Source organism: Modicisalibacter ilicicola DSM 19980, assembly GCF_900128925.1.
GTDB lineage: Bacteria > Pseudomonadota > Gammaproteobacteria > Pseudomonadales > Halomonadaceae > Modicisalibacter > Modicisalibacter ilicicola.
Genome location: NZ_FQUJ01000003.1, coordinates 313,517 through 327,615, shown reverse-complemented (window position 1 = coordinate 327,615; position 14,099 = coordinate 313,517). Strand labels below are relative to the sequence as shown.

The 14,099-nt window shown below is 65.4% G+C and carries 10 protein-coding genes; 8 read left to right on the top strand and 2 right to left on the bottom strand.

Annotation, left to right across the window (positions count from 1 at the left end):
* Window positions 1-10 precede the first annotated feature (10 nt).
* The 4 genes from BUA41_RS04110 to eno all read left to right on the top strand — a co-directional run bounded on the left by BUA41_RS04110 (window position 11) and on the right by eno (window position 5,484).
* Entirely contained in the window at window positions 11-1,429 is a 1,419-nt protein-coding gene (locus BUA41_RS04110; RefSeq protein ID WP_072819971.1) for a glutamate synthase small subunit GltD family protein, read from the top strand.
* A gap of 206 nt (window positions 1,430-1,635) precedes the next feature.
* On the top strand, window positions 1,636-3,288 hold the full coding sequence (gene pyrG, locus BUA41_RS04105; protein WP_072819969.1) for a CTP synthase: 1,653 nt from the start codon (window positions 1,636-1,638) through the stop codon (window positions 3,286-3,288).
* A gap of 10 nt (window positions 3,289-3,298) precedes the next feature.
* On the top strand, window positions 3,299-4,144 hold the full coding sequence (gene kdsA, locus BUA41_RS04100) for a 3-deoxy-8-phosphooctulonate synthase (RefSeq protein WP_072819967.1): 846 nt from the start codon (window positions 3,299-3,301) through the stop codon (window positions 4,142-4,144).
* A 44-nt stretch (window positions 4,145-4,188) separates the two neighbouring features.
* On the top strand, window positions 4,189-5,484 hold the full coding sequence (gene eno / locus BUA41_RS04095; protein ID WP_072819965.1) for a phosphopyruvate hydratase: 1,296 nt from the start codon (window positions 4,189-4,191) through the stop codon (window positions 5,482-5,484).
* Between the two features lie 552 nt (window positions 5,485-6,036).
* On the opposite strand, the gene fdxA is transcribed toward eno, so the two are convergent.
* Together fdxA and mutS are read right to left on the bottom strand one after the other, a co-directional pair.
* Window positions 6,037-6,360: a ferredoxin FdxA gene (gene fdxA / locus BUA41_RS04090; RefSeq protein WP_072819963.1), complete on the bottom strand. Its 324-nt coding sequence runs from the start codon at window positions 6,358-6,360 to the stop codon at window positions 6,037-6,039.
* Between the two features lie 91 nt (window positions 6,361-6,451).
* Window positions 6,452-9,046, bottom strand: coding sequence for a DNA mismatch repair protein MutS (gene mutS, locus BUA41_RS04085; protein WP_072819961.1), 2,595 nt, complete (start codon window positions 9,044-9,046; stop codon window positions 6,452-6,454).
* Between the two features lie 176 nt (window positions 9,047-9,222).
* Between mutS and BUA41_RS04080 the strand changes: the two genes are divergently transcribed.
* The 4 genes from BUA41_RS04080 to BUA41_RS04065 all read left to right on the top strand — a co-directional run bounded on the left by BUA41_RS04080 (window position 9,223) and on the right by BUA41_RS04065 (window position 14,085).
* Complete coding sequence (locus tag BUA41_RS04080) at window positions 9,223-11,835, top strand: AsmA family protein (RefSeq protein WP_139249048.1); 2,613 nt, start codon at window positions 9,223-9,225, stop codon at window positions 11,833-11,835.
* 95 nt (window positions 11,836-11,930) lie between these two features.
* Window positions 11,931-12,422, top strand: a complete 492-nt coding sequence (locus BUA41_RS04075; RefSeq protein ID WP_072819958.1) for a CinA family protein — start codon at window positions 11,931-11,933, stop codon at window positions 12,420-12,422.
* A 106-nt stretch (window positions 12,423-12,528) separates the two neighbouring features.
* Window positions 12,529-13,599 carry a recombinase RecA gene (gene recA, locus BUA41_RS04070; RefSeq protein WP_072819956.1) on the top strand — a complete coding sequence of 357 codons (1,071 nt, stop codon included), beginning with the start codon at window positions 12,529-12,531 and terminating at the stop codon, window positions 13,597-13,599.
* Window positions 13,600-13,602: 3 nt separating this feature from the next.
* Window positions 13,603-14,085, top strand: coding sequence for a regulatory protein RecX (locus BUA41_RS04065; protein WP_072819954.1), 483 nt, complete (start codon window positions 13,603-13,605; stop codon window positions 14,083-14,085).
* The last annotated feature ends 14 nt before the right edge of the window (window positions 14,086-14,099 follow it).

Sequence of the window (14,099 nt, the reverse complement as noted above, 5' to 3'; positions counted from 1 at the left end):
GAACATGACCATGGCAAACCGTCTGAACAACGATTTCCAGTTCATCGATGTCGGCCGCCAGGACCCGCGCAAGAAGGACGCGCGGACCCGGGCCCGGGAATTCACCGAGATCTATGAACCCTACAAGCCCAGCGAGGCGGCCAGTCAGGCCCATCGCTGCCTGCATTGCGGCAATCCCTATTGCGAGTGGAAATGCCCGGTGCACAACTACATCCCCAACTGGCTGAAGCTGGTCAGCGAGGGCAACATCCTCGAGGCCGCCGAGCTGTCCCACCGCACCAACACCCTGCCCGAGGTGTGCGGACGGGTCTGTCCCCAGGACCGGCTCTGCGAGGGCGACTGCACGCTCAACGATGGCTTCGGTGCGGTGACCATCGGCTCGGTGGAGAAGTACATCACCGACACCGCCTTCGCCATGGGCTGGCGCCCGGACATGTCCAAGGTCACCTGGACCGACAAGCGCGTGGCGGTCATCGGTGCCGGCCCGGCGGGCCTGGGGTGCGCCGATATCCTGGTACGCAACGGCGTCAAGCCGGTGGTCTTCGATCGCTACCCGGAGATCGGCGGGCTTCTGACCTTCGGCATTCCCGAGTTCAAGCTCGAGAAGAACGTCATGGAGCGTCGTCGCGCGGTGTTCGAGGAGATGGGCGTCGAGTTCCGGCTCAATACCGAGATCGGCCGCGACGTGAGCATCGATGACCTGCTCGAGAAGTACGATGCCGTCTTCATGGGCATGGGCACCTACAAGTACATGGAGGGTGGCTTCCCGGGAGAAGACCTGCCCGGGGTGCACAAGGCGCTGGATTTCCTGGTCGCCAACGTCAACCATTGCCTGGGGTTCGAGAAGGACCCCGCGGATTACATCTCCCTGGAGGGGCAGCGGGTGGTGGTGCTGGGCGGGGGCGATACCGCCATGGACTGCAACCGCACCTCGATTCGCCAGGGGGCGACCAGCGTGACCTGCGCCTATCGCCGCGACGAGGGCAACATGCCGGGTTCCAAGCGCGAGGTGGCCAACGCCCGGGAAGAAGGGGTGGACTTCCTGTTCAATCGCCAGCCGGTGGCGGTGCTCGGCGAGGAGAAGGTCGAGGGCGTCAAGCTGGTGCGCACCCGACTGGGCGAGCCGGACGAGAACGGCCGCCAGCGCCCGGAAGTGGTGCCGGGCTCCGAGGAGGTGCTGGCGGCGGATGCGGTGATCATCGCCTTCGGCTTCCAGCCCAGCGAGATCGACTGGTTCGAGCCCCAGCGAATCGAGACCGACGAGCGGGGCCGGGTGACCGCGCCGGAGCATGGCACCTTCGCCTTCCAGACCAGCAATCCGAAGATCTTCGCCGGTGGCGACATGGTGCGCGGCTCGGACCTGGTGGTCACCGCGATCCATGAGGGTCGCCAGGCCGGCGAGGGGATTCTCGATTATCTGGAGGTGTAAGGCCGGTCGGCATCATTGGCTATCGCACCGTAGGAGCTCGATTTACCGAGCGATAAAGACCGCCTCATCGCCCGATGAATCGGGCTCCTGCGCTACCCAGCCATCGTCATGCCGAAATTGAGCCCCCACCCTGAATCTGCTATCCTGTCGACCCATCCTGGCGCGGCTTTCTGCCGGGCCTTTTGATCAGTTTCGACAGGTTCTCCATGACGCGATATATCTTCGTGACCGGCGGCGTTGTGTCCTCCCTCGGCAAGGGCATCGCCTCGGCCTCGCTGGCGGCGATTCTCGAGGCGCGCGGCCTCAAGGTCACCATGCTCAAGCTGGATCCGTACATCAACGTCGATCCGGGCACCATGAGCCCGTTCCAGCACGGCGAGGTATTCGTCACCGAGGATGGTGCGGAGACCGATCTCGACCTGGGGCATTACGAGCGTTTCATTCGTACCAAGATGACCCAGGCCAACAACTTCACCACCGGCCGTGTCTACGAGCATGTGCTGCGCAAGGAGCGGCGTGGCGATTATCTCGGCGGTACCGTGCAGGTGATTCCGCACATCACCGACGAGATCAAGCGGCGGGTCTACGAAGGGGGCGAGGGCTTCGATGTGGCGCTGGTGGAGATCGGCGGCACCGTGGGCGATATCGAGTCGCTGCCGTTCCTCGAATCGATTCGTCAGCTGCGCAGCGAAGTGGGGCCCAACCGTGCGCTGTTCATGCACCTGACCCTGGTCCCCTACATCAAGACTGCCGGGGAGACCAAGACCAAGCCGACCCAGCACAGCGTCAAGGAACTGCGCTCCATCGGCATCCAGCCGGATATCCTGATCTGTCGCAGCGAGGTCGAACTCGAGGAGACCGAGCGACGCAAGATCGCGCTGTTCACCAACGTCGAGGAGCGGGCCGTGGTGCCGCTGCAGGATGCCGATACCATCTATCGCATCCCGCTGATGCTCCACGAGTTCGGCCTCGACGAGATCGTCTGCGACAAGTTGCGCCTCGACGCTCCGGAGGCCGATCTCGGCGAATGGATCCATGTGCTCGATGCCAAGCTCAATCCCTTGAAGTCGATCAACATCGCCATGGTCGGCAAGTACATGGAACTGCTCGACGCCTACAAGTCGCTCAACGAAGCCCTGGTGCATGCCGGCATCCAGTCAAGGGTCAAGATCAACATCGATTATGTCGATTCGGAAATCATCGAGCGCCATGGCACCGAGCGCCTGGCCGGCAAGGACGCGATCCTGGTGCCCGGCGGCTTCGGCGAGCGGGGTGTCGAGGGCAAGATCATGGCGGCGCGCTACGCTCGCGAGCAGGGCGTTCCCTACCTGGGCATCTGCCTGGGCATGCAGGTCGCGGTGATCGAGTTCGCGCGGCACGTGGCCGGCTGGGAAGATGCCGATTCCACCGAATTCACCCGGGACACCCAGCACCCGGTGATCGGCCTGATCACCGAGTGGATCACGCCGGAAGGCCAGATCGAGCTGCGCGACGAGGCTTCCGACCTGGGCGGAACCATGCGCCTGGGCGGCCAGGTCTGCCAGCTCAAGCCCGGTTCCAGGGCGCATCAGGCCTATGGGCTTGAGGCCATCACCGAGCGTCATCGCCACCGCTACGAGGTCAACAACCAGTTCGTCGAGGCGCTGGAGCAGGCCGGGCTGGTCGTCTCCGGCAAGAGCGTCGACAATTCCCTGGTGGAGATGATCGAACTGCCCGACCACCCCTGGTACGTGGCCTGCCAGTTCCACCCGGAATTCACCTCCACGCCGCGGGATGGCCATCCGCTGTTCTCCGGCTTCGTCCAGGCGGCGCTGGAGCACAAGGCGCAGCGCACGCGCACCCAAGGGGCTGTAACGTGAGGGCCGAGAAATGACCGACAGGATCGTCGAATTCGCCGGCTTGAGGGCCGGCAATTCGTTGCCGCTGATGCTGTTCGGCGGCATGAACGTGCTGGAATCTCGGGACATGGCCCTGGATGTTGCCGCGGCTTACGTCGATGTCTGTGCTCGGCTGGGCATTCCCTATGTGTTCAAGGCCAGCTTCGACAAGGCCAACCGCAGCTCTATCCACTCCTATCGGGGGCCCGGGCTGGAGAAGGGGCTCGAGATACTGGCCGAGGTCAAGGCCCGCTTCGGCGTGCCGGTGATCACCGACGTGCACGAGCCCTGGCAGGCGCAACTCGTCGCCGAGGTGGCCGATGTCATCCAGTTGCCGGCCTTCCTGGCGCGCCAGACCGACCTGGTGGTGGCCATGGCCGAGACCGGTGCGGTGATCAATATCAAGAAGCCACAGTTCGTCGCCCCCCACGAAACGCGGCACATGCTCGCCAAGTGCCAGGAGGCGGGCAACGAGCGCCTGATCCTCTGCGAGCGCGGCTCGAGCTTCGGCTACAACAACCTGGTGGTCGACATGCTCGGCTTCGGCGAGATGAAGCAGACCGGCTTTCCGGTCATCTTCGACGTGACCCATTCGCTGCAGCGCCCCGGTGGCCGTTCCGACAGTGCCGACGGTCGTCGCGCCCAGGTCTTCGAGCTGGCCCGGGCCGGTGTCGCCGTGGGCCTGGCCGGCCTGTTCCTGGAGGCGCATCCCGACCCGGACAAGGCGCTGTGCGATGGGCCTTGCGCCTTGCCGCTGGACAAGCTCGAACCCTTCCTGAGCCAGCTCAAGCAACTCGACGAGCTGGTCAAGGGATTTCCCGACATCGAGGTTCGCTGAGTCCGCCTCGCATCCGTTCAACGACCCAGAAGGAAGATACGACCATGGCAGAGATCGCCGATATCCGTGCCCTCGAGGTGCTCGACTCCCGCGGCAACCCGACTGTGCAGGCCGAGGTCATTCTCGACAGCGGCAGGCGGGGCAGTGCCTGTGCCCCTTCCGGTGCTTCCACCGGCTCCCGGGAAGCTCTGGAGCTTCGCGATGGCGACAAGACGCGCTACCTGGGCAAGGGCGTGCTCAAGGCGGTCGAGGCAGTGAACGGCAGGATCCGCGAGCGTCTCCTGGGTATGGATGCCCGCGACCAGCGGGCGCTGGACAACGCCATGCTGGAACTCGACGGTACCGACAACAAGGGCAACCTCGGCGCCAACGCCATCCTGGCCGTGTCCCTGGCGGCCGCCAAGGCGGCGGCCGCCGAGCAGGGCATGCCGCTCTACGAGCATATCGCCACCCTCTACGGCCAGCCCGGCAAGTACAGCATGCCGGTGCCGATGATGAACATCGTCAACGGCGGTGAGCATGCCGACAACAACGTCGACATGCAGGAGTTCATGATCCAGCCGGTCGGCGCGCCGACCTTTCGCGAGGCGCTGCGCATGGGGGCGGAGGTCTTCCACGCCCTGAAGAAGGTGCTCTCCGGGCGAGGGCTCGCCACGGCGGTGGGCGACGAGGGTGGCTTTGCCCCCAACCTGGAATCCAATGCCGAGGCCCTGGCGGTGATCAAGCAGGCGGTGGCGAATGCCGGCTACACCCTGGGCAAGGACATCACCCTGGCCCTGGATTGCGCCTCCTCCGAGTTCTACGAGAATGGCCAGTACGATCTCGCCGGGGAAGACAAGCGTTACGATGCGGCCGGTTTCGTCGACTACCTGGCCGAACTGGTCGAGCAGTACCCGATCGTCTCCATCGAGGACGGCATGGACGAGTCCGACTGGGAGGGCTGGAAGCTCCTCACCGACAGGCTCGGCGACAGGGTGCAGCTGGTCGGCGACGACCTGTTCGTCACCAACACGCGGATCCTCAAGCGCGGCATCGACGAGTCCATCGGCAACTCGATACTGATCAAGTTCAACCAGATCGGCTCGCTTTCGGAAACCCTGGACGCCATCCGGATGGCCCAGGATGCCGGCTTCACCGTTGTCATCTCGCATCGCAGCGGCGAGACCGAGGACACCACCATCGCCGATCTGGCCGTGGCCACCAGCGCCGGCCAGATCAAGACCGGTTCGCTGAGTCGCAGTGATCGGGTCGCCAAGTACAACCGCCTGCTGGTGATCGAGCAGGAGCTGGGCGACAAGGCGTTCTACCCTGGCCTCAAGGCCATCAAGGGCCAGGGCTGACCCGTCGTTTCTGACGCCGGTGCGCTTGCACCGGTTCGTTCTAGAGCCTCTCCCCGGCGGTATCGGTTGATCCGATACCGCCGGATTGCGTTTGGGGGGATTCGACCGTGCTCGTTTGTCGTCAATGTCTCCAATTCTTGTAAGATATTTCCTACAATTTGGCGACGTCTTTATGGACAAAATAGGGCATATTAGTGCATTTTTTATGCATCATTTATTTTATATATTTGATTTTAAATGGAATTATTTTTTCTCAAGTTGACGAGGGTGTAGGCCGATAATAACCCGATCTGAGTACCCCCTTTGAGATAGGGCTTAAGGGATGTCAAGATACCTTCCAGGACATCGTTGGCAGGACGCCAACCGCAGGAGGCGATTGATGGCCCGTTCGGTACGACAGGGCGTCGAGACCGAACAGGGAGTGGGCCAAGGGAAGCGGGTACAGGGAGTGACCCTCAGGGAACGGCTAGGAGCGGGCGACCTTCGGGTCGCCTTTTTCATGCCTGGCCGCCGACGACGAGCATCAGGTACTGGGCGCGGACGGGCTGAAGGTCAACGCTCGAGGTGTTCGAGCTTGCCCGGCTTGCCATCCCACGCCTCGGCATCTTCCGGTGGGTCCTTCTTCTCGGTGATGTTCGGCCAGACCTCGGCGAGTTCGGCATTGATCTCGATGAAGCCCTGCTGGTCGCTGGGCAGTTCGTCTTCCGCGAAGATCGCCTCGGCAGGGCACTCCGGCTCGCACAACGCGCAGTCGATGCATTCGTCGGGGTGAATCACCAGGAAGTTGGGGCCTTCGTAGAAGCAGTCGACCGGGCACACCTCGACGCAATCGGTGTACTTGCAGCGGATGCAGTTTTCGGTGACGACGAATGTCATGGTGGCTTCCTCGATCGTGATGGGCCAGTATCGGTAATCAGGTTATAAATTAACTGAATATTTATAATTATCCGTTCTATCGGGCGGGATTCTAGACACTCTCTTTCCAACGGTAAAGAAGCTCGAGCGCCTGGCGTGGCGAGAGCTCGTCCAGGCTAAGGTCGCTGAGTTCCTCGACCAGGGGGTGCGGCGTGCTGGCGAACAGGTCCGCCTGTTGCGGTACCGCGCTGGGCCCGCTCTCTTGCCGTGAACGCCCGCGCGGGCCCTGGTCGATCTCCTGCTGTTCCAGGCCGGCCAGCTTGTCCCGGGCCCGTGCGATCACCGATTGCGGCACGCCCGCCAGCTGGGCGACCTGCAGGCCATAGCTCTGGCTGGCGGGGCCGTCCTCCACCCGATGCATGAATACGATGCCATCCTTGTGTTCCGCCGCGGTGAGATGCACGTTGGCCACGCCTTCGAGCTGTTCGGCCAGGGCGGTCATCTCGAAGTAGTGGGTGGCAAACAGCGTGAAGGCCTTGACTCGGGCCAGGTGCTCGGCGCTCGCCCAGGCCAGGGACAGGCCGTCGAAGGTGCTGGTGCCGCGTCCGATCTCGTCCATCAGCACCAGGCTTTCGGCGGTCGCATTGTGCAGGATGCTGGCGGTTTCGGTCATCTCCACCATGAAGGTCGAGCGTCCGCCGGCGAGATCGTCGCTCGAGCCGATACGCGTGAAGATGCGATCCAGGGTGCCGATCTCGGCCTGGTCGGCGGGCACGAAGCTGCCGCAGTGGGCGAGTAGCGCGATCAACGCCGCCTGGCGCATGTAGGTGGATTTACCCCCCATGTTGGGGCCGGTGATCACCAGCATGTGGCGCTGGGGGTCGAGGCGCAGATCGTTGGGCACGAAGGGTGCCTCGCTGACCTGTTCGACCACCGGGTGACGCCCGCCGAGGATGCAGAGGCCTGGCGCGTCGAGCAATCGGGGGCGCACGAAATCCAGGGTCTGAGCGCGTTCGGCGAAGGTCGTGAGCACATCGAGCGCGGCCAGGGCCTGGCCCGTCGCTTGCAGGGCGTCGAGGGCGGCGTTCAGGGTGTCGATCAGGTTCTCGTAGAGCAGCTTCTCCCGGGCCAGGGCCTTGGATTTCGCCGACAGCGCCTTGTCCTCGAACTCCTTGAGTTCGGGGATGATGAAGCGCTCGGCATTCTTCAGCGTCTGGCGGCGGATGTAGTCGGCCGGGGCGTCCCGGGCCTGGGCACGGGGAATCTCGATGTAATAGCCGTGCACCCGGTTGTAACCGACCTTGAGGCCTGCCAGGCCGGTACGTTCGCGCTCGCGGGTCTCGAGCTTCACCAGGTAGTCGCCGGCATGCTCGGCCAGGCCGCGGAACTCGTCGAGTTCCTCGTCGAAGCCGGCGGCGATCACCCCGCCATCGCGAATCACTACCGGTGGATTGTCGATCAGGGCGTGGCTCAGGAGATCGGCCAGCTCGGGGTAGGGGCGAATGTGGTGGCGCAGATCGTCAAGGGCGCTGCCATCGTCCAGGGCGGCCAGGCGTTCCTGGAGATCGGGCAGGGCGTTCAGGGCGTCGCGCAGCCGCGCCAGATCCCGAGGGCGGGCACTGCGCAGGGCGACCCGGGCGAGAATGCGCTCGACATCGCCGATCCGCTTGAGCAGGTCGTGCAGCGGCGCATGCGCCTCGTCACCCAGCAGCAGCTGCACCGCACCCTGCCGGGCGGTGATTCGCTCGCGACTGCGCAGCGGCCGGTTGAGCCAGCGCTTGAGCAGGCGCGACCCCATGGCCGTGGCGGTGGTGTCGAGTACGCTGGCCAGGGTGTTGTCGGCGCTGCCGCCCAGGTTGGTGTCGATCTCCAGGTTGCGCCGGCTGGCGGCATCGATGACCACCGCATCGTCGCGGCTCTCCACCCCCAGCGCCGTGACGTGGGGCAGGCGCGAGCGCTGGGTGTCCCGGGCGTAGTCGATGAGCACGCCGGCGGCGGTGACGGCAAGGGCCAGATGGGCACAGCCGAAGCCACGCAGGTCGGCGACGCCGAACTGATCGCACAGCAGCCGGGTTGCCGATTCCAGGTCGAACAGCCACTCGCTCTGGCGCTTGAGCCCGCGGCGTTCCCCGAGGCCAGCGGGCAGTTCCAGCCCGTCGGCGACCAGCAGTTCCGCCGGGTCGAGACGATGTATCTCCCCGAGCATGTCGGCGTCGCTGCCAACTTCCAGCACGCTGAAACGGCCGCTGGAAAGCTCCAGCCAGGCGATGCCCCAGCAGCCATCGTGACGGTGCAGGGTGACCAGCAGATTGTCACGCTTGGCGTCGAGCAGCGCCTCGTCATGCAGCGTGCCCGGGGTGACGATGCGCACCACCTTGCGCTCCACTGGTCCCTTGCTGGTCGCGGGGTCGCCCATCTGCTCGCAGATCGCCACCGACTCGCCGCACCTGACCAGGCGGGCCAGATAGCCCTCGGCGCTGTGGTAGGGCACGCCAGCCATGGGAATCGGCTTGCCGGCGGACTGGCCGCGCTGGGTGAGGGTGATGTCGAGCAGCTGGGCGGCGCGCCGGGCATCGTCGAAGAAGAGCTCGTAGAAATCGCCCATGCGGTAGAAAAGCAGAACGCCCGGATGCTCGCGCTTGATCTTGAGGTATTGCGCCATCATCGGGGTGTGCTGGGGGCTCTTCGTCTCGATCGCGTCTGGCATGGCGTGTCCGGATTCCCTGCATTCATGGGCCCGCCATTCTATCCCAGTCCACCGAGGCTTCGACAGTTCGATCGGTGTCGAGGGCAGCGGCTATGCTGTCAGAGAGCGCTCGGACAGGACGGAAGAGGTGCGAGCCGTCACGTTTCGCACGGCGGTCGGCATGCCAAGGAGGCAGCGTGAGGAAGGTTGCTCGATGGGGCTTGTGGGTGGCGCTGGGGCTCGGGGCAGTGCTGGCCGGCGCCTTGCTGCTGGTCGAGTCGCCCTGGGTGCGGGAGTGGCTGGAAGGCCAGGCCGCCAAGCGTCTGAACGGGCGCGACGTGGAAATCGGTGCGCTGGAAATCGTCTGGGGCTGGCCGCTGACGGTTCGTCTCGAGGAGCTCACCATCGCCAACCCCGACTGGGTCGCTCATTCCCGGATGCTCGATCTCGACGCGCTGACGATCACCCTGGACCTGAGCGCGCTGGTGCAAGGCAGCGTCCCGCTCGAGCGTCTGCATCTGCAGCGCCCCGAACTTCACTTGGCCAGGCGCAGGGATGGCGCCACCAGCTGGACGGGGCTGTTCGAGGACGAAAAGGAGGGCGCCGGCGGCGGGGCGCCCATCGATCCCGAGATGATCAGCATCGATCGAGGACGCCTGACCTATCGTGATGCCGCGTTGGGCCTGGATCTCGCCGCCGATTTTCGTACCCGGAAACCCGATCAGGGCCCACCCCGGCTCCTGCTCGATGGCCAGGGGGCCTATCAGGACGGCAGCGCTGTTAGCGGCTCGGTGAGCGTGACCCTGGAAAAACGACCACGGCTCCACGTCCAGCTCGCCGCCGATCGGCTCGAGCTCGAACCCTGGGGCGTGGGTGAGCCGGGCAGCGCACGGGGGCAGCGAGCAGCGGAGCAGGCCGTCGAACAGAAGGTCGAAAAGCTTGCCTGGGAGAGACGCTGGGCCGAGCGCCTGGCGCCTTTGGCCAAAATCGACGCCCGTATCGAGATGACCGTCGACAGGCTGAGTTACGCGGACACCCGGTTCAGCGACGTGAGCCTCCGAGGCGATCTCGAGCGGGGGCGGCTGACGCTGGAGCGCCTGCACACCGCCCTGGGGGCGGGGGAAATGACGGCCCGGGGTTGGCTGGAAGTGGGCTCCGACACCCTCGATGGCGCTATCGATGCCCGCATGGGGCAGCTGGACCTGGGCCAGGCGTTGGCGCCCCTGGGGTTCTCCGAGCTGGGCACCTTGGACGGGCAGTTGCACGCGCGTCTCGAGCAGGGTGCGCTGGCGCTGGATGATACCTCGCTTGCCTATCGAGCGCCTGAGTCGGATCTCTTGCTGCGCGTAAACGCCGAAAGCACGGCTGTCGGCGAAACGTCCGAAGCGGGCGTACGGCTCCGGGGTAGCGGCAGCCGGCGGGGGGAGCCCTTCGAATACGATCTCAAGGTCGGCCCATTGCTCACCCTGAACGACCCCGACAAGGCCTATCCGGTGCAGGGATGGGCCACCTCCCGGCAATCCCGGCTCGAAGTCGAGGGCAGCCTCGAGCAGCCGCTGAAGATCGCTCGGGTGCAAGGGAAATTCCGGCTGTCCGGCCCCAACCCGGCGCGTCTCAACCGGCTGACCGGCCTGAACCTGCCGGCGTTGCCGCCCTATGACGTGCAGGGCGAACTGCGGGTGAAGGACGAACTGGTGCGTCTGCTCGATCTGGGCGGGCGCTTCGGCAACAGCGATGTCGGTGGTGACGTGCGACTGCGACTGGGCGAGCGCAACAAGCTCTGGGCGACGCTGAATTCCCGGCGCCTGGACCTGGACGACCTGGCCCCTCTGCTGGGGGTGGCGCCGGATACGGAAAGCGGCGAGACCGCTTCCGCCCGGCAGCAGCGCCGTGCGGTCGAGCAGGCGCGCCGGCCGGGCATCTTCCCCGACGCGCAGTGGAATCTGGATGGCTTGCGGCGCATGGATGCCGAGGTGCATTACCGCGCGGCCAATGTCTCGGCGAAGGATATTCCCATGTCGGAATTCGAACTCGATCTGAGTCTGGAAGCGGGTGTGCTGACCCTGGAGCCGCTGCAGGCAGGTATCGGCGGCGGCCGGTTGCGTGCCCAGGTGCGCATGGACGCCCGCGACGAGCCTCTCGACGGCCGCCTCGAACTTTCCTTGCGGCGTATCAACTTGAAGCCCGTGCTACGCAAGGTCGAGCTCTCCGACATCGCCCGAGACACCGCCGGCACCGTGGGTGGTCGGGGGCGGGTGCGCTTTCGCGGCAACTCGCTGGACGAGGCGATGGCGGGGCTGGATGGCACCCTGGCGCTGGCCATGTCTGGCGGGCGCCTGGACATGCTGGTCGTCGAAGCCCTGGGGCTCGATCTGGCCGAAGCACTGACCGCTGCGCTGGTCGACTCGGACGAGGTGGTCATGCGCTGTGCCTTTACGCGACTCGATGCCACGAACGGCATGGCCCGGGTGGAGCAGTTCTTCATCGACACCGCCGATACCAACCTGACCGGCGGCGGGTCGATCGATCTGGGTGACGAAAGACTCGATCTGGTGTTCGAGGCGCACCCCAAGGACCCCAGCCTGCTGGCGTCCGACTCGCCGGTGACGCTCCAGGGAAGGCTCGACGCGCCTCGGGTGGAAGTGGTGTCCCGGGAGCTCGTGGCCCGTGGCGTGCTCTCGGTGCTGGGGGCCGTCCTGGCCCCGCCTCTCGCGATCCTGCCGTGGATCGAGCCCGGGACCGGCGAGAACGTCGGGCCGGGCTGTCGGCAGGTGCTGCGAGAGTTTCGTGAAGGCAAAGGCAGGGAGTGACGATTCCGCCGGCGGCATGACTGCTGCCCGGCTTTAAACGGGGGCAAAAGCCGCTATCCTACGCATACCATTCACTCTCGCAGTAGAGGTGGAGCATGGAGCACGAAGAGGAGTTGCTGGAGTTGAGCGAACGCCTGGGCGATGCCTGCCGTCGCCGGACAGCCAAGGTGACCACGGCGGAGTCCTGCACCGGGGGCGGCGTCGCGGTGGCGATCACCGACATCGCCGGCAGTTCCGACTACTTCGAGACCGGCTACGTGACCTACGCCGATGGGGCCAAGCGGCGCCTGCTGAAGGTCTCGGGGTCGCTGCTCGGGGGCTACGGGGCCGTCAGCCAGGAAGCCGTGGAAGCCATGGTCAAGGGGGCCTGTCTGGACAGCGGTGCCGACATCGGGGTGGCCGTCAGTGGCATTGCCGGACCCGAGGGAGGCAGCGACGAGAAACCGGTGGGCACCGTGTGGTTCGCCTGGGGTGACGCCTCGCGCCAGCAGGCCGAGCGGCACGTCTTCGAGGGCGACCGTCGTGCGGTGCGACGCCAGGCGGTGAAGGTGGCACTTGAAGGATTGATTCGCTGGCTCGAGAAGTAGGTCACGAGCGAAAGGTTCGTTTTGGGTCGGCATCAAGAGTAGGCGGGCGGCGTTTTTTACGGCATAATACTGGTCAATCATACAGTAAGCGTATCGGGAGACATCCATGGCACAGGACGACAACCGTTCCAAGGCCCTCAATGCGGCGCTTTCGCAGATCGAGCGCCAGTTCGGCAAGGGTACCGTGATGCGTCTGGGGGACGCCCCGCGGGTCACCATGCCCTCCGTATCGACCGGTTCCCTGGGGCTGGATATCGCCTTGGGTATCGGCGGGTTGCCGCTGGGCCGGGTCGTCGAGATCTTCGGGCCGGAATCCTCGGGCAAGACGACCCTCACGCTGTCGGTCATCGCCCAGGCCCAGAAGCAGGGCAAGACCTGCGCCTTCATCGATGCCGAGCATGCCCTAGACCCGAGCTATGCCGAGAAGCTGGGCGTCAACCTCGACGACCTGCTGGTCTCCCAGCCGGACACCGGCGAGCAGGCGCTGGAGATCTGCGACATGCTGGTGCGCTCCGGCGGGGTCGACGTGATCATCATCGACTCCGTGGCGGCGCTCACGCCCCGGGCGGAGATCGAAGGCGAGATGGGCGACTCCCACGTCGGCCTGCAGGCGCGCCTGATGTCCCAGGCGCTGCGCAAGATCACCGGCAACATCAAGAACGCCAACTGCATGGTGGTGTTCATCAACCAGATCCGCATGAAGATCGGCGTGATGTTCGGCAGCCCCGAGACCACCACCGGCGGCAACGCGCTGAAGTTCTACTCCAGCGTGCGCCTGGACATTCGCCGCACCGGCTCGGTCAAGCAGGGGGACGAGGTCACCGGCAACGAGACCCGGGTCAAGGTGGTCAAGAACAAGGTGGCGCCGCCGTTCCGCCAGGCCGAGTTCCAGATCCTCTACGGCAAGGGGATCTATCACGCCGGCGAGGTCATCGATCTCGGTGTGCAATGCAAGCTGGTCGACAAGGCCGGTGCCTGGTACAGCTACCAGGGCAACAAGATCGGCCAGGGCAAGGCCAATGCCGCCCAGTTCCTCGAGGACAACCCGGCGATCATGGACGAGATCGAAAGCGGCATTCGAAGCCAGCTGCTCAGTACCCCCGAGCCCAAGGCCAAGGAAGCCGAGCCGGAGGCCACGGCAGCCGCCGGTGAAGACAGCGAAGACAGCCTGCTGTAACCCATGCGCGGTCTCGCCTCTGGCAGCGATGCTGCGACTCCCCGGGACGAGGCCATCCGGCTGCTGGCCCGCCGCGAGTACTCCCGGGCCGAGCTGGAGCGGCGGCTGGCCGCCAAGGGGCATGCGGCCGAGAGCGTCGCCGAGGCGCTCGATGACCTGACCGAGCAAGGCCTGCAGTCCGATGCGCGTTTCGCGGAGATCTTTCTGCGCTCGCGCATCGCCCGGGGGCAAGGGCCGCTCAAGATACGCGCCGAGCTGGGCGAGCGGGGTATCGACCGGGAATTGATCCACTGGGCCTTCGAGGAGGCCAAGGGTGCCGCTGGCACCGACTGGTTTTCCCTTGCCTGCGAGACCCTGGCCAAGCGCTTCGATGGCCCCGGGGCCACGCCCCGGGAGCGCGCCCGCCGCGAACGCTTTTTGGCCGGTCGGGGCTTCGATTTCGAACAGACCCTCCATGCCCTGTCCCATGCCTGGGACGATCGCTGAGCCTTCCTGCCGCG

Coding starts and splice junctions, on each gene's coding strand:
- BUA41_RS04110 (WP_072819971.1), top strand. CDS start 11: ATGGCAAACCGTCTGAACAACGATTTCCAGTTCATCGATGTCGGCCGC.
- pyrG (WP_072819969.1), top strand. CDS start 1,636: ATGACGCGATATATCTTCGTGACCGGCGGCGTTGTGTCCTCCCTCGGC.
- kdsA (WP_072819967.1), top strand. CDS start 3,299: ATGACCGACAGGATCGTCGAATTCGCCGGCTTGAGGGCCGGCAATTCG.
- eno (WP_072819965.1), top strand. CDS start 4,189: ATGGCAGAGATCGCCGATATCCGTGCCCTCGAGGTGCTCGACTCCCGC.
- fdxA (WP_072819963.1), bottom strand. CDS start 6,360: ATGACATTCGTCGTCACCGAAAACTGCATCCGCTGCAAGTACACCGAT.
- mutS (WP_072819961.1), bottom strand. CDS start 9,046: ATGCCAGACGCGATCGAGACGAAGAGCCCCCAGCACACCCCGATGATG.
- BUA41_RS04075 (WP_072819958.1), top strand. CDS start 11,931: ATGGAGCACGAAGAGGAGTTGCTGGAGTTGAGCGAACGCCTGGGCGAT.
- recA (WP_072819956.1), top strand. CDS start 12,529: ATGGCACAGGACGACAACCGTTCCAAGGCCCTCAATGCGGCGCTTTCG.
- BUA41_RS04065 (WP_072819954.1), top strand. CDS start 13,603: ATGCGCGGTCTCGCCTCTGGCAGCGATGCTGCGACTCCCCGGGACGAG.